Consider the following 20,388-nt stretch of genomic DNA (forward strand, 5'->3'; position numbering starts at 1 on the left):
ATGCATGCCGCCGCCCGCCATTACGTCGCCGTCTTCTGCGCCTGCGTCAGCGTCGCGCTGGCCCTCGTTTCCGCGATCAACTACCGCGTCGACCCGTATCTGCTGCACCAGTGGGACACGCCGCTGCTGCAGCGCCTGCGCCCCACGCACGAAAAGCTCAGCGTGTGGGGCAAGACCTACGCGGTGGCGCGCTACCGGCCCGCCATCGTGTATATCGGCAATTCACGCACGGAAATGGGCTTGCCGACTAGCGTGCAGTCCGTGTTCGCGGGCAAGACCGTCTTCAACAGCGCCGTCTCGGGCGCCTCGATCGGCGACGCCATCCGCCTGGCCGAGCATGCGGCCCGGGTCAGCCATATCGACACGCTGGTGTGGGGCATCGATGCGCCCTCGTTTTCCATGGAGCTGGGCTCGGCCGGCCTGGAGCCGGGCTTGACGGACGCCGGCCCGGCGTTTTTCGCGCGGCGCGCCTTGCTCAACCTGAAGCGCGGCCTGACGGTGGACATGACGCACGACACGTGGCGCATCCTGAACGGCAGCTATGGCGGCGTTTGCCTGTCGAGCCTGGCGCTGAACGGCCAGCGCGACAAGTCCTGCATCAGCGACCGCATCCACGGCTGGGGCGGCACGGCGCGCGCCATGCTGCCGCGCCTGCAGGAGTTTGGCGACGGCAAGGGCCCGACGGCGCCCGCGCTGCAGGCCTTCGACGCCAGCATCGCCAGGCTGTGCCGGGGCGGCACGCGGCTGCGCCTGTACATCAACCCCACGCATGCGCTGACCCTCGATGCGCTGTACTGGCAGGGCAAGTGGTCCGCCATGCAGCGCTGGCAGCGCGACCTGGCGCGACTGGCCGAGCGCCAGCGGGGCCAGGGCTGCGACGTGCGGCTGTATGATTTTTCCGGCTTTAACAGCATCACCAGCGAACCGATTCCCCAGGCCAGCGGCGCGCGCGAAATGCGCTATTACTGGGAAGCGTCGCATTACCGCGACAATGTGGGCCGCTACATCCTGGCCCGCCTGTTTGGCGGCGCGCCGCAGCCGCCGGCCGACTTCGGCGTGGAACTGGACAGCGCCAGCATCGCCGCGCACCAGGCCGCCATGGATGCGGCGCGCGAGCGCTACCACGTCGCCCATCCGCAGGAAACGGCCTTCGTGCAGCACGCGCTGGCCATGCCGCGCGAGCCAAAATAAGGTTGGCGGCGCCAGCCGTACGCAGGAAAGGCGGGCGCTTGCGCTATCATGCTGTTTTGCTATCCGGCATCATTTGCCCGGGCAACACGGCGGCGCAGCCGGTCTTGCCCGGGCTTTGTCCATGCCGGCCCACTTTCCAGGACACCCCATGAAAATCGCCTTCTTTGCCAGCCAGCCCTATGACCGCCGCTTCTTCGACGAGGCCTTGCCGTCCCAGCCCGGCGCGGCCGGCATCGAACTGGTCTACCACAGCGCCTTGCTGAGCGAGGAAACCGTGGTGCTGGCGCAAGGCGCGCAAGCCGTCTGCGTGTTCGTCAACGACGTGCTCGACGCGCAAGTGCTGCAAGCCCTGCACGGCTACGGCGTGCGCGCCATCCTGCTGCGCTGCGCCGGCTATAACAACCTGGACCTGGAAGCGGCCCGGCGCCTGGGCTTCTTCGTCGCCCGCGTGCCCGCGTATTCGCCGGAAGCCGTGGCCGAATACACGCTGGCCCTGGTGCAGACCCTGAACCGCCACACGCACCGCGCCTATGCCCGCGTGCGTGAAGGCAATTTCTCGCTGGACGGCCTGCTCGGTGCCACCTTGCACGGCAAGACGGTGGGCATCGTCGGCACGGGCAAGATCGGCCTGGCCACGGCGCGCATCTTCAAGGGTTTCGGCTGCACGGTGCTGGGCCACGACCCGTATCCGGCCCCCGCGTTCGCGCAGCTGGGCACGATGGTGGAATTGCCGCGGCTGCTGGCCGAATCCGACATCGTCTCGCTGCATTGCCCGCTGATGGCGGGCACGCGCCACATGATCAGCGACGCCACCTTGCCGCTGATGAAGAAGGGCGCCATGCTGGTGAATACCTCGCGCGGCGGCCTGATCGACACGGGCGCCGTCATCGAGGCGCTCAAGTCGCGCCAGCTCGGTTCGCTCGCCATCGACGTGTACGAGCAGGAAAGCAACCTGTTCTTCCAGGACCGCTCGTCCGACATCATTGACGACGACATCTTCCAGCGCCTGATGACCTTCCCCAACGTGCTGGTGACGGGCCACCAGGGCTTTTTCACCATCGAGGCGCTGCGCGAAATCGCCGCCATCACCTATCACAACCTGCAATGTTTCTTGCAGGGCAAGGCGTGCGACAACAGCGTCTTAACTGGCTGAGGCCTGCTTCCTGGGCTTGGGCGGCGGCTTCGGTTTCGGCAGCGGCAAGGCATCGGCCGTGCGCCGCGCCAGCTGGCCCAGCCACTCGCGCTCGTCCCACAGCCCGCCGTCGACGAGGAAATACGGCTTGGCCTGCGGATAGGGCGGCGCTTCCTGCGGCGTGCCCCGCGTGCTGATCCAGGCGCGGCCCGCGTCCGTCGGCTTGACGAAGAGCATGTCGTCGGCCACGATGGCGAACATCTTGCCGTCGCAATACAGGCCATATTCGCCAAACATTTTCTTCGCGCTGACAGCGCCCGCGCCCGCCATCTGGTCGAGCAGGAAATCCACCGTGCCTTGTTGTGATGCCATAGTATTCTCCGTAGGAAGGAATAGTGTAGCGCACTGGCCAGGACAGGGCGGCGCGGCTACACTGTCGCCATTATTTATTTTGCATGAGCTGCCATGACACCCCAGCCTATTCTTCACCGCGGCATCCGCATCGTCACCCTGGCCGCCGGCGACGCCATCGAAACCCATTGTGCGCCGGGCCACACGGCCATCCGCGAGCAGGACGACGGCTGGTGGCTGTATTTTGTCGACGAAGACGGCAATGTCGACGGCTACGACAGCCCGTTCGCCAGCCACGCCGAGGCGCTGTGGGCCGCCAAGGCCGCAGCCGAGTTCAGCGCGCAATGAAGGCCAGTCCCTGGGCTTGCCGCAGGCGCCCGTGCCGGAAGCGGAAAGCGCCGACTACGGCGCCTGCCGCGCCGACCTGCACGGCAGGCGCCTGGTCCTGCGCGTGGCGAAAACCACGCCGGCCAAAACCGGCCAGTTCGTCACCGTCTGGAAGCGCCCCCATCCCGGCGCCGAGATCGCGCCGCTGGACGAGGCGGACCCCGTCGATGCCGTCGTCATCGCCGTGGACGACGGCGCGCGGCACGGCTTTTTCATCTTCCCGCGCAGCGTGCTGCTCGAGCGCGGCGTGATGTCGCGCGCCGGCGCCGGCGGCAAGCGCGCGCTGCGCGTCTACCCGCCCTGGTGCGCGCCGGCGTCCATCCAGGCGCGGCGCACGCAGCGCTGGCAGGGCGGGTGGTTTGTGGCGCAGGAAGATTTGCCGGGAATCGTGCGCCTGTTGCACGGCTGAATCGGCTGCGAAAGTTATCTGCCAGGGTCTCTGCGATAGGACATGCGCCCTTCACGGGCATTGCGTCAAGCCACCTTGCTCACCACATAACGGTACTTGCCCGACGCCTCCGCGGCGATCTCGTCGACTTCCTCGATGATGACCTGCACTTGCGCGCCCAGCCTGGCCTGGAAGCCGCTGACGATGGCGCTGCGCGTGGCGTCGTCCAGGCGCGGCTGGCAGACGAGGAGCACGCGCGTCAGGTCCAGGCTTTCCTGGATGATTTTAAAACCGCGCACCTGCGGCAGTTCGCGCACGATGTAGACCAGGGCCAGGCCGTGCATGACGGTGCCGTCTTGGGCCGTGAGGAAATCGGTGCTGCGGCCCTCGATTTTCTGCAGCAGCGGCAGGCCACGGCCGCAGGCGCACGGCTGCGTGCCCAGCGCGCCCACGTCGCCCGTGGCGTAGCGGATGAACGGGTAGTCCTGCGTGGCCAGGTGGGTGACGACGATTTCGCCCGTGGCACCAAAGGGCAGCGGCCGGCCCTGGCCATCGACGATTTCGACGATGATGTCCTCGGCCGTGACGTGCATGCCGCCGTCCGGGCATTCGTGGGCGATGAAGCCGGCGTCGCGCCCGCCGTAGCCGTTGGCCACGGGGCAGCCGAAGGCGGCGGCGATCTGCGCGCGCTGTTCGTCATACAGGCGTTCGGCCGTGACGAAGGCAACTTTCACGCCCAGGCCGTCGAGTGGCAGGTCGCGCGCGCGCGCGTGGCTGGCGAGGCGGCACAGGGCCGACGGGTAGCCGAACAGCATGCGCGGGCGCCGGCGGCGCAGCTGCTCGACGTAGCCGTCCAGGCGCGCCGGCGACATGGCAAACGCGGGCAGCAGGGTGGTGCGCAGCAGCGCGTCGCGCACGCGGCGCAGGCGGTCCTGCGCGTGCAGCTCGATGGGCGAGCCCCACAGCACGGCTTCGCGGTCGCCGATATCGACGCCCCACCAGCGCGTGGCGCGCCACTTGGCGGCGATGTCGTGGCTGACCCGGCGCCGGCCGAGGAAGAACTGCAGCGGCTGGCCGCTGGAGCCGCCCGTGGCGAACGGCCGCAGGCCCACGGCGCGCGAGGACTTGAAGGCGTCGCGCGCGCTGGCGATATCGGCCTTGCGCAGCAGCGGCAGGGCGGACAGGTCGGCCAGGCTGGCCAGCTGGCGCGGGTCGAAGCGGCTGCGCCGGAACAGCTCGCGGTAGTAGGGCACGTGATCGGCCGCGTGGCGCAGCAGCGCGCGCAGGCGCGCCAGCTGCCACTGTTCCAGCTGCTGCGCGCTCCACCACTGCGAGCGTTCGAGCCGGCGCAGCAGGCGCGCGCTGTGGTGGCCCTTGAGCCTTTCGTGCAGCGGAAACAGCCAGTGCGCGACGAAGCGCGTGTAGGGACCGGGACGCGGCGCGGCGCGGATGCGGCGGTAGTGCGCCGTCAGCTGCGGCGCCACCGTGGCCCAGTCGAAGCGGGCCGCATGCGCGCGGCCGGCGTCAGCGAGCGCGCGCGCGCGGTCTGGATCGCGCAGCAGGGCCAGGATCGCCTGCGCCATGGCCGGCGCGTCGCCGGGCGGCACCAGCAGCGCCGTGGCGTCGTGGCGCAGCAGCGCGGGAATGCCGCCCACGTTCGTGCTGACGACGGGCACGCCGCAGGCCAGCGCCTCGAGCACGGAAACGGGCATGTTGTCGGCCAGGCTGGGATTGAGCACGATGTCGCTGGCCTGGTACAGGGCCGGCATGTGCGCATTGTCGACGTGGCCGGCGAAGTGCAGGGCGTCGCGCACACCGAGCGAGCGGGCCAGCTTGTCGAGCGCCGCGCGCTGCGGGCCGGCGCCCGCCAGCACCAGGCGCGCGGCCGGATGGCAGTCGCGCACGATGGCGAACGCGCGGATCGCGCTGGCATTGTCGTACAGCGCCTCGAGGTGGCGCGCCACCAGGATGCGCGGGCCGTCGGCCGATGGCGCGTGCGGCGCGCGCGGCACGAAGCGGCGCAGGTCGACCACGTTGGGCACGATGTGGGCCGTGTGGCCGTGCCGCTCGAAGACGTCGGCCAGGAAGGCCGATGGCACGACGATGGCGCTGGCGCGGCGCAGGCTGAACGACACCAGGCGCGGCCAGCGCGCCAGGAAGGCGGCCGCCTCGCCGCCCCGGTAATTGAGCAGGGCAGGCTTGCCTTTCAGGCTGGCGATCCACAGCGCGGGCGTGGCCTGCAGGTGCCAGGACCAGCCGGAATTGGCCATGATGTGGAACAGGTCCACCGTATTGGCGGCGCGCCACAGGCGCCACAGGTGGACCGGCAGGCGCAGCGCCGCGCGCAGGTAGCGGATGCGCGCCAGCCAGGGCGGCAGCACGGGGCCGTTGACGGCCATCAGTTCCACCCTGGCGCCGTCGGCGCGCAGCAGCGCCGCCAGCTGAAGCGTCTGATTGGCCATGCCGCCGGCCGGCGGCGGCAGCGGCCCCACCAGCGCGATGCGCAGGCCGGCCAGCTTCATGGCCTGTCCCGCGTGGCCGCTTGCGGCGCCAGGCGCGCATACACGGGCGCGTAGCGTGCCACGCTGGCGGCCCAGCTGCGCTCCCGTTCGACGAAGGCGCGCGCCTCGCGGCGCAGCGGCGCCCAGCTGTCGGGCACCTGCAGCAGGGCCAGCACCGTCTGCGCCAGCGATTGCGCGTCGCCGGCGCGAAACAGCAGCCCGGTCCTGCCGTGCTGCACCAGTTCGCGGTGGCCGCCCACGTCGGAGGCCACCACCAGCCGCCCCTGCGCCATGGCCTCGAGCGGCTTCAGGGGCGTGACCAGTTCCGTCAGGCGCATGGCCAGGCGCGGATAGATGCACAGGTCGACCAGCTGGTAGTAGCTGGCCACCTGGGCGTGCGGCACGCGGCCGGCGAACACCACCTGGCCGGCGATGCCCAGTTCGTGCGCCAGCGCCACCAGCGCCGCCTCTTGCGGGCCGCCGCCGGCCAGCAGCAGCCGCAGCGCCGGCTGCGCCGCCAGCATGCGCGGCATGGCCCGCAGCAGCAGCTCCAGGCCCTCGTACGCATAGAACGAGCCGATGAAGCCGATCACCAGATGGCCATGCAGGCCCAGCTTGTGCGCGAGCCACGGGTCGCCGGGCGCGGCGGCGCTGAACGCGGCCACGTCGACGGCGTTCGGGATGACGGTGATCCGGTGCGCCGGCACGCCGCGCGCGCACAGTTCGCGGCGCAGGCCGTCGCAGATGGTGGTGACGGCGTCGGCGCGCCGCAGCGCATGGCTTTCCAGCGCCCGCGTCAGGCGGTAGCGCAGTCCGCCGGGGCGGCTGCTGCCGTGGTCGGCGGCCGCGTCTTCCCAGAAGGCGCGCACTTCGTACACGACGGGAATGCCCAGCGCGCGTCCCACGCCGAGGGCGGCGATGGCGTTCAGCGCCGGCGAATGCGCGTGCAGGATGTCCGGCCTGAGCTGCTGCGCCAGCTGGCGCAGGCGCAGGGCCAGGCCCACGATGACGGCATACTGGCGCAGCACGGGCAGGCGCGCCCACCACTGGCGGCCAGGCGCCGTGCGGTAGAAGTGCCAGCCGTCGACCAGCTGCTGCGCGGCGTCCGTCGCGCCCTGCTTGGCACTGGTCAGCTGCGCCGTGTGCCAGCCCAGCGCCCGCTGCTGCGCCAGGATGGCGACGGTGCGGAAGGTGTAGCCGCTGTGCAGCGGCAGGGAGTGGTCGAGGATATGCAGGATGCGCATGGCTCACCCCGTGACGCTGGCGCTCGCCGGCACGGCCGGGGCCGGGAAAGATGCCGCCGTCCCCGCGTCCAGCGGCAGCACCTGGCGCAGGAAGGCTTCGAACATGAGCAGGGTCCACAGGGGCGCGCTGTAGTCGCGCCGCCCCGCGCCATGCTGCTCGATCAGCTGGCGCACGTAGTCCATGTCGAACAGGCCGCACTGGGCCAGCGTGGCACCGAGCAGGCGCTGCTGCAGGCGCTGGCGCAGCGGGCCGCGCAGCCAGGCGGCCAGCGGCACGGAAAAGCCCATCTTGCGGCGGTACAGCAGTTCGTCGGGCAGCAGCGGGCGCAGGGCCTTTTTCAGCAGGTACTTGCCTTCGCCGCGGCGCAGCTTCAGCCGCGGCGGCAGGCCGGACATCCACGCCACCAGTTCGTGGTCGAGCAGCGGCGAGCGCACTTCCAGCGCATGCGCCATGCTGGCGCGGTCCACCTTGGTCAGGATGTCGCCGGGCAGGTAGGTCTTCAGGTCGAGGTACTGCACCTGCGATAGCGGGTCTTGCGCGGGACTGGCCAGCGCATGGCGGCGCAGCACCTCCACGGCCCGGTAGCCTTGCAGGCTGCGCCGCAGTTCGGGACTGAACAGGCGCGCGCGCATGGTGTCGCCCAGGATGCTGACGCCGTGGAAGTACGCGTCGGTGGTGTCGCGCGCCAGGCCCTCGAACGTGGTCTTGGCGCGCAGGAAGCGCGGCGCCCAGTCGGCCTTCGGATACAGCCGTCCCAGGGTGCCGAACAGCGACTGGCGCAGGCCGGGCGCCATCAGCGCGCGCACCTTTTCCTCGCGCGCGTGCAGACGGTAGCGCCGGTAGCCGGCCAGGCTTTCATCACCGCCGTCGCCGGACAGGGCCACCGTGACCCGTTGGCGCGCCAGCTGGCAGACACGGTAGGTGGGCATGGCGGAACTGTCGGCGAACGGCTCGTCGTACAGCCGCGCCAGCAGGTCGATCAGCTCGAAATCGTCCTGCTCCACCTGCAGCGCGTGGTGGCAGGTGCCGTAGCGGCGCGCCACCAGGTCGGCGTAGCGCGCCTCGTTGTAGGCCGGGTCGCCGAAGGAAATCGAGCAGGTGTTGACGGGCGCGGCGCTGGCCCCGGCCATCAGGGCCACCACGGCGCTCGAATCGACGCCGCCCGACAGGAAGGCGCCCAGCGGCACTTCGGCCACCATGCGGATGCGCACGGCCTCGCGCAGGCGCGCCAGCAGTTCGTCGGCCGCCTGCGCCTCGCTGGCGGGGCAATGCGGCGTGAACGGGATGTCCCAGTAGGGCTGCGGCTCGGGCAGCGGCTGGCCCGCGCGGATGGACAGCGTATGGCCCGGCGGCAGCTTGCGCGCGTGGCGGAAGATGCTGCGCGGTTCGGGCACGTAGCCGTACGCGAAATACTCTTCCACGGCCTGCGCGTCGATCTCGCGCGGCATGGCCGGATGCGCAAGCAGGGCCTTGAGCTCGGAGCCGAACGCCACGGTGCCGTCCTGCGCCTGGCCGTAATACAGCGGTTTCACGCCCAGGCGGTCGCGCGCCAGGAACAGCAGGTGGCGCCGGCGGTCCCACAGCGCGAACGCGAACATGCCGCGCAGGCGCTGCACGCACCGTTCGCCCCACTGTTCCCACGCGTGCACGATGACTTCCGTGTCGCTGCTGGTGCGGAACGGATGGCCGAACTGGCGCAGCTCGGCCATCAGGCTGCGGTAATTGTAGATTTCGCCGTTGAAGACGATGGCGATGCTGCGGTCGGCATTGAACAGCGGCTGCTGGCCGCCGGCCAGGTCGATCACGGCCAGGCGCCGGTGGCCCAGGCCCAGGCCCGGTTCGCGGTGCAAGCCGTCCGCGTCCGGCCCCCGGTGGCGCAGGCTGTGGTTCATGCGCGCCAGCAGCGCGGGATCGATGTCGCGCTGGCCCTGCAGATCAAAGATGCCGACGATGCCGCACATGGGATGCCTTTCACGGAGTGGTGGAGAGGGGCGACGCCTGGCGCGTGCCCGTCAGCCTGTCGTACACGGCCAGGTAGGCGCCGGCCATGGCCGGCAGGCTGTGCTCGGCCAGCACCTGGCGCCGTCCGCGCGCGCCGTGCCGCGGTCCCAGTTCCGGCATGCTGTAGTAGTCGAGCATGGCGTCGGCCAGCATGTCGGGCGAAGCGGGCGGTACCAGGGTGCCGCTCCAGCCCGATTGCACCAGCTCGGCATTGCCGCCCACCTGGGTGGCGACGATGGGCAAGCCCGTGGCCATCGCCTCGAGGATGGTGTTCGAGCTGCCTTCGGCCAGCGACGGCAGCACGAACAGGTCCATGGCGCGCAGCAGCTGCGCCACGTCGTCGCGCGCGCCGGGCAGCCAGGCAAGATGGGCCACGCCGGCCTGTTGCAACAGATCCAGGCAGGCCTGGCGGCACGGCCCGTCGCCGACGATGATCAGGCGCAGGCGCGCGCGCGCGCCCGGCTGCGCCAGCAGCAGCAGGAAGGCCCGCACCAGCGAGACATGGTCCTTGACGGCGGCCATGCGGCCCACGCTGCCGATGACGAAGGCGCCGTTGCACAGGAAGCCGGGCGGGCCGACGGCCGCCGCCGGTCCCAGACGCGGGTGGAAATGCACGCTGTCGACGCCGTTGCCGATGTGCGTGACGCGCGCGGGCGCGGCGCCGATGACGTCGACCAGCCATTGCCCCAGGTCGGCGCTGACGGCGATGAAGTGCCGCACGAAGGGCAGCATGCACCTGCGCAGCAGCCGGTATCTGGCGCTGGTGCCGTGCAGGTCGCCGATGTCGCGCCCGTGCTCGCCATGCACGCGCAGGGGCACGCCGGCCAGGCAGGCCAGCAGCTGCGCTTCGATGCAGCCCAGGTTGCGCGTGTGGACCAGCGCGGGCCGCAGCTGTTTCAGCACGCGGTACAGGTGCACATAGTGGCGCCAGTCCTTGCCTTCGCGCTTGTTCAGGCTGATGACCTCGACGCCGGGCGCCGTCAGCCGCTGGCGGAACGCGGTGGCGTTCTTCAGGCAGACGATGGCGTGCCGGTAGCGTTCCGGCGGCAGGTGGTTGATCAGGTTGACGAGGCCGTTTTCCAGCCCGCCCACGTCGAGCTGGTGGATCACGTGCACGATCAATGGCGCAGCTGCCCGGGTGTCAGCGGCCATGCGGCAACTCCTGCAGGCGCTGTTCGATGGCGGGCAGCGCCGCCTGCAGGAATGCCTGCAGCGCGGCATGCGGCGCCGGCGCCAGCTCGTCATAGGCGGCAAAGACGATGATCTCGGCGCCATCCTGGCGCGTGCCGAGCAGCGTGGCGCCGGCCAGCAGCAGCTTGACCAGCGCCGGTTCCACCGTTTCCACGCCGCCCTGGCGGTAGAAGCGCCATACCAGCAGCCGTTCGCCGCCGCGCGCCAGCACGCTTTCCCGCACCGGCAGCATGCGGCGCGCCAGCGCGACCGTCCGGCTGCCGTGCGCCAGCGGCATCCAGCGCTCGCCATACGGCAGCACCTGGTGCGCCAGCAGTTCGGCGTCGCGCGCCTGGCGCGCATACCAGGCCAGCTGCAGGCCGACCCGCGCGCCGGCATGGGCATAGGTGGCGGAAAACTGCGCGGGCGCGCCGGCAAACGGCGCCTGCCAGGCGGGCGCCAGGCCGTGCAGCCGCTGCCAGGCGGGCGGATCGGGCAGCTCCAGCGCGCGCGGTGGCGGCGCGGGCGGGGCGCCGGCGTGGCTGCGCACGGCCAAGGCCGGCCACAGCGCGGCGATGGCCAGGCAGGCCAGCGCGTACCGCAGGGCGGCGCGCGCGCGCGCCGGGCTGGCCGTCGCGGGGGAGGGCACGGCGGCGGGCGGCGGCGGGCGTTCGCGCCAGCGTGTGGCGATCCAGAACAGCAGCAGCGCCACCAGGCCGAAGAACAGCCAGCCATACACCAGGTGGTCGACGCCCACGGCCAGGCGCATATTGCTCAGGTGTCCCAGCATGACGATCAGGTAGGCGCGCAAGCCATTGGCCAGGATGGGCACCAGCAGGGCGGCGGCCATGACGGCCAGGCGGCGACGCGTGCTGTGGAAGTTCAGGTGGGCGAACAGGGCGCCCAGGGCCAGCGCGGCGATCAGGTAGCGCAAGCCGCTGCACGCTTCGACCACCGACCAGTTGCCGGTGGGAAGAGAGAAATTATTGCCGTCCCTGAACACGGGCACCCCCGTCAGCTGCAGCGCGCCCACCGTAAAGGCGGCCGTGAAGTCGATCAGCGGCTCGAGGAAGACTTCGCCAAACGGCACGGCCAGGAACAGGTAGGCGAGCGGAAACGCCAGCAGGCGCACGGCGGGCCAGCCCAGGATGGCCAGCACGCAGGCGGGCAGCATGGCCGTGGCCGCGTACTGTTCCACCACTTGCACGTTGGCGGCGTCGGCCAGCAGCCAGGCCAGTCCCAGCGCGGCCAGCAGCAGCACGCCCGGCCACGACGGCCGTGGCGCCAGCGCCGCCAGCTGCGCGCGCCGGCGCCAGGCCAGCCAGGCGCAGATGGGCACGATCAGGAAGCCGTGCGCGAAGGTTTGCGAGCGCGACCACAGTGCCAGCATCGACCAGAACGTGGCGTGGTACAGCAGCAGCACGGCGGCCAGGGCCAGCAGCAGGGCCGGCACGCCGCTGGCGCGGGCGGCGGACGCGGCGGCGGGGGCCGCCTGGGCCGGCGCGGCCACGTTGTCGCCCGGGCTCATGTCGACGGTTCCCGTGCCGGCAAGGCGGCGTGGCCGGCCGGCCCCGGGGCTGGCGCCGCGCCGCCGGCGGCAGGCAGGCCCAGCATGCTTCCCAGCGCCTGCAGGTTTGTTTCCCAGTTATAGTCTTGCAGCACCAGCTGGCGCGCGGCCGCGCCGATGGCGGCGCCGCCAGGGTGCGCGCCCGGCCCCTGGCGCAGCACGCGCGCCGCGTGGTGGATGAATTCCGCCTCATCGCGCGCCAGCAGCAGTTCCAGTCCCGGCTGGGCGGCGATGCCTTCCAGCGCCTGCGGCGTGGCCAGCACGATCTTTTCCATCGCCATCGCTTCAAGCACCTTGTTCTGCACGCCGCGCGCGATGCGCAGGGGCGCCACGGCCAGCGCGGCGCCGGCCAGGTAGGGGCGGATGTCGGGCACCTTGCCCGTCACCGTCACGCCGGGTACGGCGGCCAGCGCCCTGACGGCCGGCGCCGGCCGGCTGCCGACGACGTAGAACAGCAGCTGCGGAAACTGGCGCCGCAGGCCGGGCCAGACGTGGCGCACGAACCATTGCACCGCATCGATATTCGGCCAGTAGTCCATGGCGCCCGTAAACACCAGCACCTGCGCGCCGGCCGGGTAGGCGCGGGGGTAGCCATCGCGCGGCGCAAAGTAGGCCGCGTCGACGCCGTTGCTGACATGGCCAGTCTTGCGGCGCGCCATGGGCGCGCAGTGGCGGAACAGGGCCGCCTCGGCCGGCGAGACGAAGCTGGCGGCGGCAAACTGCTGCGCGATATGGCGTTCGTACTGCAGCAGCAGCCGGGCTTCGCGCCGGTACAGCTGCGACAGTGGCCAGGGCTTGCTGTCGCCGTACTGGCGCCATTTGTCGGAATCGACGTCGACGAAGTCGATCACGCGGTGCAGCGGGCGGCCCGCGCCGGCGTCGAGGTATTGCGCCATCGGCCCGGAAAAGGCCAGCGCATGGCTCGCCTTGCCGCCCGATAGCACGCCGTCCACCCATTGCAGCAGGCGGGCGTCGCGGTAGTAGTGCACGCTCATGGCCTGGCGCGACAGCAGCGCCTGCGCGGCGCGCCAGCGGGCGGCGCCGCGCCGCAAGCCGATGAAGCGCGTGCTCGCGCACAGGGCGGCGACGGTCTTGGCGTGCTGCCAGTCGTCCTCGTCGTCGATGAAGCAGCCGAGGTGCACGCGGAAGTGCCGGCTCAGGTATTGCAGCATGTGCCAGGAACGTATCTTGTCGCCCTTGTTGGGCGGATACGGCAAGCGGTGCGCGAGGAAGAGCAGTTCGCGCATGGCTAGCCCAGCTGCCGCACGATATGCGGCCCCAGCAGGTTGGCCAGCGGCAGCGGCAGGCGGCGCCAGGCGCGGATGTACAGCGCGTATTTCGGGTTGAGCGGATTGACCTCGGGCAGTGCCGTGGCGCGCACCAGCTTGTAGGCGTAGGGCAGCGGCTGCGGCGCGAAGCCCCAGTTCTTCTTGAAGTCGTAGGCGCCCGTGCCGATCTTGCTGCGGCCGAAGTCGAACAGGCGGCAGCCGCGCAGGCTGGCGCGGCGCATCACTTCCCAGTACATGAAGTCATTCGCGCCCGAGCTGCGCGCAAGGAGCGTGCCGCCGCCGTAATAGGGCAGCACTTCGTCGCGGAAGTAAAACACCAGCACGCTCGCTTGCGCCTGCTGGTCGTGGTACACGCTGACGATGTCGCAATCGTTGCCGAAGACCGTGCGCAGCAGCGCGAAGTAGCGGCGCGCGAAGACGGGCGTGCCCAGCCGGTGCACGCTGCCCGCATAAATGGGAAAGAACGGCACGGTATCGTAGTCGATGGCGCTGTGCAGGCCGGCGGCCATGGCCTTGCGCACGACGGCGCGCTGCTTGCGGGGGATGGCCAGCAGGTTGCTTTCGGGATCGGCGTGCAGGACGCGGCGGAACGTCGCGTACAGGGGCCGGCGCAGCCAGCCGTCGGCGGCGATGTCGGCGCCGCTGCCGTCGACGTCGCGCCAGCGGTATTCGAGGTGGCCCACGCGCAGCCGCTGCGCCAGCGCCTGCGCGGCCCCGTCGAGGGCCTGGCGCGCCGCCGCGCCGCCGCCGGCGATGCCGCCGTACACGCAGAAGGGCAGCGAGACGAGGGCGGCGCCGGACAGGCGGCTGCGCAGGTGCGCCAGCGGCAGCACGGCGGCGATGCGGCCATCCTGTTGCGCATACAGGAAATAGCTGTCGTGGCCCAGGCCCTGTTCCATGACGGTTTGCCAGCCGGCGCGGTGGAAGAAGGTGGCATCGGGGCAGGCTTGCACGAACGCGTCCCAGCGCGCGTGCTCGTGCGGTTGCAGCTGATGCACGGCAATGGTGCCGGGACGCGGCGCCGCGCCGTCGGGGGCCGTGGCGTGGCAGGGGGAAAGGCTAGCCTCGTGCATCATGCGCTCTCAAGAAAAATACGGTCCATGCGGTCCCAGGCGAAGTCGGCCGTCAGGCGCGCCAGCCGCGCTTCCATGCGTCCCAGGTTCAGGTAGTGGCGCACGCGCGTCTTCACGCTCAGGCCTGGCAGGCGCGGTTGTCCGGGATCGAGTTCCCAGGGATGAAAATAGAATATGCCAGCTTGCCCGTCGAGCGAATTGATGCGCCGCAAAAGCCAGCGCGACAGTGCGTACGGCAGCAGGCGGAAGTAGCCGCCGCCGCCGGCGGGCCAGTTGCGCCCGCGCAGGCGCACGGTGCTGACGGGCAGCTCCAGCAGGCCCTGCGGTCCCCGTGGGCGCCACGCGAAACGCGGCGCGTCCGGCATGCCATAGTGGTCGTGGCGGATCGGGTAGATGCTGGAACTGTAGCGGTAGCCCGCTTCGCGCAGCAGGTCGAAGGCCCACAGGTTGGCCGCGCCGATGGAAAAGCTGGGCGCGCGGTAGCCTTGCACGGCCTGTCCCGTCACTTGCTCGAGGATGGTCTTGCTCAGGCGTACATCGTGCAGGAAGTCGGCCGGCGCCTGCGCCGAGGCGCGCAGATGGGCGTGGCCGTGGCTGGCCACTTCGTGCCCGGCGGCGGCCACGCGGCGCAGCATGGCCGGGTAGCGCTCGGCGATCCAGCCCAGGGTAAAGAAGGTGGCGTGGATGCCGCGCCGCTCGAGCAGCAGCAGGATGCGCTCGACATTGGCCTCGACGCGGCAGGCCATGGCGGGCCAGTCGGCGCGGGCGACATGCGGCGCGAAGGCCGACACCTGGAAGTAATCCTCGACGTCGATGGTCAGCGCGTTGCGCAGCGGCCGCGCGTTCATGACGGCACCTGGCGCCCGTCCAGCCAGCGCAGCGTGGCGGCGGCGATGCGCGCGGCCGACTGGCCGTCCCACAGCGGCGGCAGGCGGCCCCGCTTGCCGCCGCCGTCGAGTATCTCGCGCGCCAGCGCCACGATGCGCGCCGGGTCCGTGCCGGCGACGGTATTGGTGCCTTCGCTGACGGTGGCGGGGCGCTCCGTGCTGTCGCGCAGGGTCAGGCAGGGCACGCCCAGCGCCGTGGTCTCTTCCTGGATGCCGCCCGAATCGGTCAGCACCAGCCGCGCCTGCTGCATCAGGCCCAGCATTTCCAGGTAGCCCAGCGGCGGCAGCGCCGTGATGGCGTGGCGCGCGAGCAGCGCCTCGAGCCCCGAGCGCTGCAGCATGGCCCGCGTGCGCGGATGGATGGGAAACAGCAGCGGCAGCCGGGCCGACAGGGCCGCCAGCGCCTGCAGCAGGGCCGCCAGGCGGGCGCCGTCGTCGACATTCGACGGCCGGTGCAGGGTCAGCAGGCCGTAGGCCGGCGGGCAGGCATGGCCGTGGGCGCGCAGGGTCGCCGCCGGCGGCACGGCGCGCGGCAGCTGCTGCCGCAGGCTGTCGATCATGACATTGCCGGCGAAGTGGATGCGCTCGGCGGCGATGCCTTCGCGCAGCAGGTTGGCGCGCCCGCCCGCCTCGCTGGTAAACAGCAGGTCCGACAGCTGGTCGGTCAGCACGCGGTTGATTTCCTCGGGCATGTGGCGGTCGCCGCTGCGCAGCCCCGCCTCGACGTGGATCACGGGCAGCGCCCGCTTGGCCGCCACCAGCGCGCAAGCCAGCGTGGAATTGACGTCGCCGACCACCAGCAGGGCGTCGGGGGCGGGGCGCAGCGCGTCCAGCACGGCGTCGAAGCGGCGCATGATTTCACCCGTCTGCTGCGCATGGCTGCCGGAGCCGACATCCAGGCCGATGTCGGGCGCGCGCATGCCCAGTGCCGCGAACACGTGCGCATTCATGGCCGGGTCGTAATGCTGGCCCGTATGCAGCAAGGTGAGGCGCATGGCCGGCGCCTGCCGCGCAAACGCCGCCAGCAGCGGGGCCATCTTCATCAGGTTGGGGCGCGCGGCCACCACGCACAGCAGGTGGTGCTGCGCGTGCCGGGCCAGCGGATCGTCGGGCATGATGCATCCTCCTTAAAACTGCATGTTGAGCGTGGCGCTGATGCCGTTCTCGCGGTAGCCGCCGCCGCGGGTACTGCTGTGCTGGGTGCGGCGCACGTCTATGCTGGCCGTCATCTTCGGCTGCAGGATGCGGCTGAAGCCGGCCGTGAAGGTGGCATTGTTGTCGCGCCGCGGCGCGCTCAGCGAGCGCACGCTGGCATAGCCGGCATTGGCATTGATGCTGGTGCGCGACGAGGCTTGCCAGCTCCAGCCGAGATTGCTGCCCACCTGGCGCGTGCGGTCTTCGCTGCCGAATTCCATGCCCGGCAGCAATGCGCTGTCGATGCCGCTGGCCGTCTGCGCCGTGCGGTCGATGGCATTGATGCCGAACACCACGGTGGTTTTCGCCGTCGCCCGCGCCATCGTCAGCTTCAGCTGCTTTTGCAGGAAATAGCGCTGGCTGAAGTAATTGATGGCGCCCAGTTCCGGTCCCAGTCCGTTCGCATAGCGCAGGAAGGCCTCGATGCGCAGGCGGCGCTGCTGGCGGTTGGGGAAGATGCTGCGCCACAACTGGTCGAGCAGGCTGAACGCCTCGCGGTCGCCCAGGCGCAGGAACTGGGTCGGCATGCTGGTGATGTTCTCGCTGTAGCCGAGCGACCAGTTGGTATGGCGCTGCAGGAAGTTGGCATCCAGGCTGTAGGTATTGCCGAAGAAGCGCTTGCCGCCGCTGAAGGCCACGCTGGTGCGCGGCGAGGGGGTCCAGACGCCGCCCAGCGACCAGAAGCGGCCTTCCGGCGCCTTGCCGCTGCTCGAGGCATAGCCTTCCTTTTCCATGCCGGCATTGGCGGTGGCGGCCCATTTGCTGCTGAACGGGTAGCGCAGGCCCACGCTGCTGCGCTCCATGCGCTGCGGCGCCAGCTTGCTGTCCTGGGTGCGGCGCAGGTCGTAGCTGGCGTTCCAGTTCCAGCCGTTGCCGCGCGGTTCGCCGCTGAGCAGCATCTCGACCTCGTCGCTGTGCATGGACAGCAGCGCGCTGTCGCTGGCGACGGTGTTGCGCGTATAGCGCAGCTCGGCCGTGCCCAGGGCGCGGAAGCGGTGCCGCAGATAGGGGCTGACGGTGGTGGTGCGCACCGTGCTGGCGTTGCCGGCGCCGGGCAGCTCGTCGATGATCTGCGGCCCGAACGGCGAGATATTGTTCCTGCTGATGCTGGCGCGCGCCTCGACGTGGAACCAGTCCTTGAGCAGCTCCGCGTCGGCGGACGCCTGCAGCTGATGGTTGGCCGTGTCGGGCCGGCGCAGGTAGTAGAACATGCGCCAGCTGTAGTCGAGGTGCACCTGCAGGCGCGGCCCGCTGCCGATCAGGGCGATGGCGGGCGCGATCTCGGTGATGAAATCGGACCTGGCCTGGGCGGCCGGCGCCAGCAGCGCGTTGTCGGTATAGCTTTCGCGCAGGCGCAGCGAGGGCACCACCAGCCAGTCGACCGCGGCGGACGGCACGGGAAACAGCAGCAGCATCAACGGTAGCGGCAACAGGCGGCTAGTCGTAATAGCCATAGTAATCGTTGCCCGGAAACGATTTGGTCTTGTTGTAGATCAGGTGGATGTGTTCGCACGATTCGATCTGCCGCAGCGCTTCCTTGACGGCGTGCTGGGTGGTCGTTTCCGCCTCCACCACCATCACCACCTGCCCCATCTGCCCCACCAGCGCGTGGGCTTCGCTGGTGATCAGCAGCGGCGGCGAGTCGAAGACGACGATGCGGTCCGCATAGCGGCTGGCGATTTCACTGAGCAGCCGGCTCATGGCGCGGCTGCCCAGCAGTTCCGTCGCGTGCTTGTTGCTGCGCCCGGCCGGCAGGATGCTCAGGGTGGCGACGTTGGTCTTGAGGATCACGTCCGACATCGCCAGCTGCTCGTCGAGCAGCACGTCCATCAGGCCCGGCTCCGGCGGCAGGCCCAGCACTTTCAGCACGGACGGGCGCGCCACGTCGGCATCGACCAGCAGCACCGTGATGTCCATTTCCATGGCGATGCTCATGGCCAGGTTGACGGCGCAATACGTTTTGCCTTCGCCGGGCATGGCGCTGGTGACGACGATCAGGTTGCCATGGCGGATGGCCTCGGCGCCGCTGGCGCGCGCCTGGCGCAGCAGCGGGCGCTTGATGATGCGGAAGTCCTCGGCCACCGTGGTGCGCCCGCTGTCGTGCGTGACCATGCCCTGTTGCTGCAGGCGGGCCAGGTTCAGCTCGCGGTAGCGGGGCGACGCCGCCGCATCGGCCGCCCCCGCGGGCTGCGCCAGGTAGGGTACGCCGGCCTCGGCCACGCCCAGTTGCGGCTCCTGCTTGCCATCGTCGTTCATGGTCGCTCCCCTAGAATTTGAGCAGCGCGGCCGTCATGACCGCGCCGTACAGCACGAACAGGCTGCCGAGGCAGGCGCCAAAGCCGTAGCGCGCGCGCCGGCGGCGGATGGTCTGCAGTTCGGTCCAGTTCATCGACACCGTGCCCAGCACGCTCAAGCCGGTGGCGTCGCGCAGTTCGGCCGGGCTGAGGAAGGTGGGGCGCACCTGGCTGATCAGCAGTGCCGCGGCGACGCCGGCCACCAGCGCCGCGCCCAGGGCCGCGGTAAACAGCAATGGCCGGTTCGGCCCGACGGGGGCGAACGGCACGGTGGGCGGGTCGATGATCTTGAAGGCCATCATGTCCGTGGTGGAACTCAGTTCGCCCGACAGCTTGGCCGCTTCGCGCCGGCCGATCAGCTTTTCATAGTTTTCCTTGTTGATGATGTAGTCGCGGTTCAACTGCGCCAGCTGCGATTCGACCTCGGGCACGGCATTGCTTTGCGCCAGCAGGCGCTCGTTGCGCGCGTTGTATTCCTGCACGCGCGCCTTGATGGCGGCCACCTTGGCGTCCGCCTCCGTCAGCGCCACCTTCAGCTGCTGCAGCATGGGGCTGTAATTCTTGCCGGGATCGCCGGATGCCGCCTTCAGCTTGCTTTCCTCGATCTTGCGCTCTTCCAGCTGGGCCACCAGGCGCTTGGCGGCGATGATGTCGGGATGCAGTTCCGTGTATTGCATGCGCAGGCTGTCGAGGTTCTTGTTCAGCGAGGCGATGCGCTCGTCGAGCTCGGGATTCGTGATGGCGGCCGCGTTGGGCTCGAGGTCGAGCACCGGTTCGTCGCCCTCGATCTGGCTCAGGATGGCCTTGCGCGCCTGTTCCGCCTCGACCAGCTCCAGCCTGGCATTGTTCAGGCTATCGGACGACATCAGCAGCTGGCTGCCATAGTCGATGCCCTGGCGCGGCAGCAGCAGGTTGTTGCGGATCTTGAAATCCTTCACCAGGTTTTCCGCCGCGCTCAGCTTGTCCTCGTAATTCTTGATCTGTTCGTCGATGAACTGCACGGCTTTTTGCGAATCGCCTTTCTTGCCCTGGAAACTGCCTTCGACAAAGATCGTCAGCAGGCTTTGCACCACGTCGCGCACCACCTTCGGATGGCGGCCGTTATAGCTGATCGTGTAGATGTCGTAGGCGTTGGTGCCGGTGATCTTGATGCGGCCCATCAGTTCGTCCAGCTGGGCCTCGTGCTCGCGCACGGTCTTCGCATCGAGGTCGAGGTCGACCATGCGCATGACGCGCTCCACGTTCGGCCGGCTGAGCAGGGTGCGGCTCATGATGGCCACCTGCTGTTCCGTGTTCGGCACGCTGGTCATGCCGGCCATCAGCGGCTTGAGGATGGTCTGCGTATCGACAAACACGCGCGCCGAGGTCTGGTAGTCGTCGGGCAGGCTGATGACCTTGATGAAGCCGGCGATGGCCACCAGCCACGCCACCAGGACCGCATGCCAGCGGTATTTCCAGATGCCTTTCAGGCCGGAAAGCAATTGCTGTATCAACTCTTCCATGGCGCTTCCTTCATGTCACGGTGGGACGCGGTGCGCGTGCCGGCGGCGCGCAAGGAACAATGCGGAACCGTTGTCGGGCATGCAAAGTATAGGGCCGTGCCCGGCCAATATTTCCCAAGATGATTGCTTCTTGATACGCCTCAAGGATCGCTTGCCGCGTTTTAATAATCATAGGAACTTCGCGGCCCAGTCTGGCTTCGCGCGGCCCTTGCGCCG

17 protein-coding genes are annotated in these 20,388 nt (G+C 69.9%); 4 read left to right on the plus strand and 13 right to left on the minus strand.

Features of this window, described 5'->3' with window-relative positions; all coding sequences use genetic code 11:
* Together AC3RCJ_RS15180 and AC3RCJ_RS15185 are read left to right on the plus strand one after the other, a co-directional pair.
* Positions 1–1,191 (plus strand): hypothetical protein, encoded by a 1,191-nt coding sequence (locus tag AC3RCJ_RS15180; RefSeq protein WP_492964579.1) that lies wholly within the window; start codon positions 1–3, stop codon positions 1,189–1,191.
* 148 nt (positions 1,192–1,339) lie between these two features.
* Positions 1,340–2,344 carry a 2-hydroxyacid dehydrogenase gene (locus AC3RCJ_RS15185; RefSeq protein ID WP_492964580.1) on the plus strand — a complete coding sequence of 335 codons (1,005 nt, stop codon included), beginning with the start codon at positions 1,340–1,342 and terminating at the stop codon, positions 2,342–2,344.
* Here AC3RCJ_RS15185 and AC3RCJ_RS15190 read toward each other — a convergent pair.
* Positions 2,333–2,695 carry a TfoX/Sxy family protein gene (locus AC3RCJ_RS15190; protein ID WP_492964581.1) on the minus strand — a complete coding sequence of 121 codons (363 nt, stop codon included), beginning with the start codon at positions 2,693–2,695 and terminating at the stop codon, positions 2,333–2,335. The two genes, AC3RCJ_RS15185 and AC3RCJ_RS15190, sit on opposite strands and share 12 nt — an antisense overlap.
* 93 nt (positions 2,696–2,788) lie before the next feature.
* Here AC3RCJ_RS15190 and AC3RCJ_RS15195 point away from each other — a divergent pair, with 93 nt between their 5' ends.
* Both AC3RCJ_RS15195 and AC3RCJ_RS15200 read left to right on the plus strand, forming a co-directional pair.
* Positions 2,789–3,022, plus strand: a complete 234-nt coding sequence (locus tag AC3RCJ_RS15195; RefSeq protein WP_492964582.1) for a hypothetical protein — start codon at positions 2,789–2,791, stop codon at positions 3,020–3,022.
* A gap of 16 nt (positions 3,023–3,038) precedes the next feature.
* The gene (locus AC3RCJ_RS15200) at positions 3,039–3,470 is read left to right on the plus strand and encodes a MepB family protein (RefSeq protein WP_492964583.1); all 432 of its coding nucleotides are present in this window, start codon (positions 3,039–3,041) and stop codon (positions 3,468–3,470) included.
* A gap of 65 nt (positions 3,471–3,535) precedes the next feature.
* On the opposite strand, the gene AC3RCJ_RS15205 is transcribed toward AC3RCJ_RS15200, so the two are convergent.
* The 12 genes from AC3RCJ_RS15205 to AC3RCJ_RS15260 are packed head-to-tail and all read right to left on the minus strand — an operon-like array spanning position 3,536 to position 20,172.
* A complete protein-coding gene (locus tag AC3RCJ_RS15205; protein ID WP_492964584.1) occupies positions 3,536–5,971 on the minus strand; it encodes a glycosyltransferase in 2,436 nt (811 codons plus the stop codon).
* Positions 5,968–7,194 carry a TIGR04063 family PEP-CTERM/XrtA system glycosyltransferase gene (locus tag AC3RCJ_RS15210; RefSeq protein WP_492964585.1) on the minus strand — a complete coding sequence of 409 codons (1,227 nt, stop codon included), beginning with the start codon at positions 7,192–7,194 and terminating at the stop codon, positions 5,968–5,970. Before AC3RCJ_RS15210 ends, AC3RCJ_RS15205 begins: the two co-directional genes overlap by 4 nt.
* Positions 7,195–7,197: 3 nt before the next feature.
* Positions 7,198–9,156 (minus strand): XrtA/PEP-CTERM system amidotransferase, encoded by a 1,959-nt coding sequence (locus AC3RCJ_RS15215; RefSeq protein WP_492964586.1) that lies wholly within the window; start codon positions 9,154–9,156, stop codon positions 7,198–7,200.
* A 10-nt stretch (positions 9,157–9,166) separates the two neighbouring features.
* Complete coding sequence (locus AC3RCJ_RS15220; protein WP_492964587.1) at positions 9,167–10,348, minus strand: TIGR03088 family PEP-CTERM/XrtA system glycosyltransferase; 1,182 nt, start codon at positions 10,346–10,348, stop codon at positions 9,167–9,169.
* Positions 10,338–11,894 carry an exosortase A gene (xrtA, locus tag AC3RCJ_RS15225; protein WP_492964588.1) on the minus strand — a complete coding sequence of 519 codons (1,557 nt, stop codon included), beginning with the start codon at positions 11,892–11,894 and terminating at the stop codon, positions 10,338–10,340. Before xrtA ends, AC3RCJ_RS15220 begins: the two co-directional genes overlap by 11 nt.
* Positions 11,891–13,180, minus strand: a complete 1,290-nt coding sequence (locus tag AC3RCJ_RS15230) for a TIGR03087 family PEP-CTERM/XrtA system glycosyltransferase (RefSeq protein ID WP_492964589.1) — start codon at positions 13,178–13,180, stop codon at positions 11,891–11,893. The genes xrtA and AC3RCJ_RS15230 overlap by 4 nt, the downstream gene beginning before the upstream one ends.
* A 2-nt stretch (positions 13,181–13,182) precedes the next feature.
* Entirely contained in the window at positions 13,183–14,295 is a 1,113-nt protein-coding gene (locus tag AC3RCJ_RS15235) for a FemAB family XrtA/PEP-CTERM system-associated protein (RefSeq protein WP_492965783.1), read from the minus strand.
* Complete coding sequence (locus tag AC3RCJ_RS15240; protein WP_492964590.1) at positions 14,295–15,143, minus strand: XrtA system polysaccharide deacetylase; 849 nt, start codon at positions 15,141–15,143, stop codon at positions 14,295–14,297. The genes AC3RCJ_RS15235 and AC3RCJ_RS15240 overlap by 1 nt, the downstream gene beginning before the upstream one ends.
* On the minus strand, positions 15,140–16,297 hold the full coding sequence (gene wecB, locus AC3RCJ_RS15245; protein WP_492964591.1) for a non-hydrolyzing UDP-N-acetylglucosamine 2-epimerase: 1,158 nt from the start codon (positions 16,295–16,297) through the stop codon (positions 15,140–15,142). The genes AC3RCJ_RS15240 and wecB overlap by 4 nt, the downstream gene beginning before the upstream one ends.
* 12 nt (positions 16,298–16,309) lie before the next feature.
* The gene (locus AC3RCJ_RS15250) at positions 16,310–17,830 is read right to left on the minus strand and encodes a TIGR03016 family PEP-CTERM system-associated outer membrane protein (protein ID WP_492964592.1); all 1,521 of its coding nucleotides are present in this window, start codon (positions 17,828–17,830) and stop codon (positions 16,310–16,312) included.
* Entirely contained in the window at positions 17,814–18,632 is an 819-nt protein-coding gene (locus tag AC3RCJ_RS15255) for an XrtA-associated tyrosine autokinase (RefSeq protein ID WP_492964593.1), read from the minus strand. Before AC3RCJ_RS15255 ends, AC3RCJ_RS15250 begins: the two co-directional genes overlap by 17 nt.
* 10 nt (positions 18,633–18,642) lie before the next feature.
* Positions 18,643–20,172 carry an XrtA system polysaccharide chain length determinant gene (locus AC3RCJ_RS15260; protein ID WP_492964594.1) on the minus strand — a complete coding sequence of 510 codons (1,530 nt, stop codon included), beginning with the start codon at positions 20,170–20,172 and terminating at the stop codon, positions 18,643–18,645.
* Positions 20,173–20,388: the final 216 nt, after the last annotated feature.

It is taken from the genome of Janthinobacterium sp. GW822-FHT07H11 (assembly GCF_058798615.1).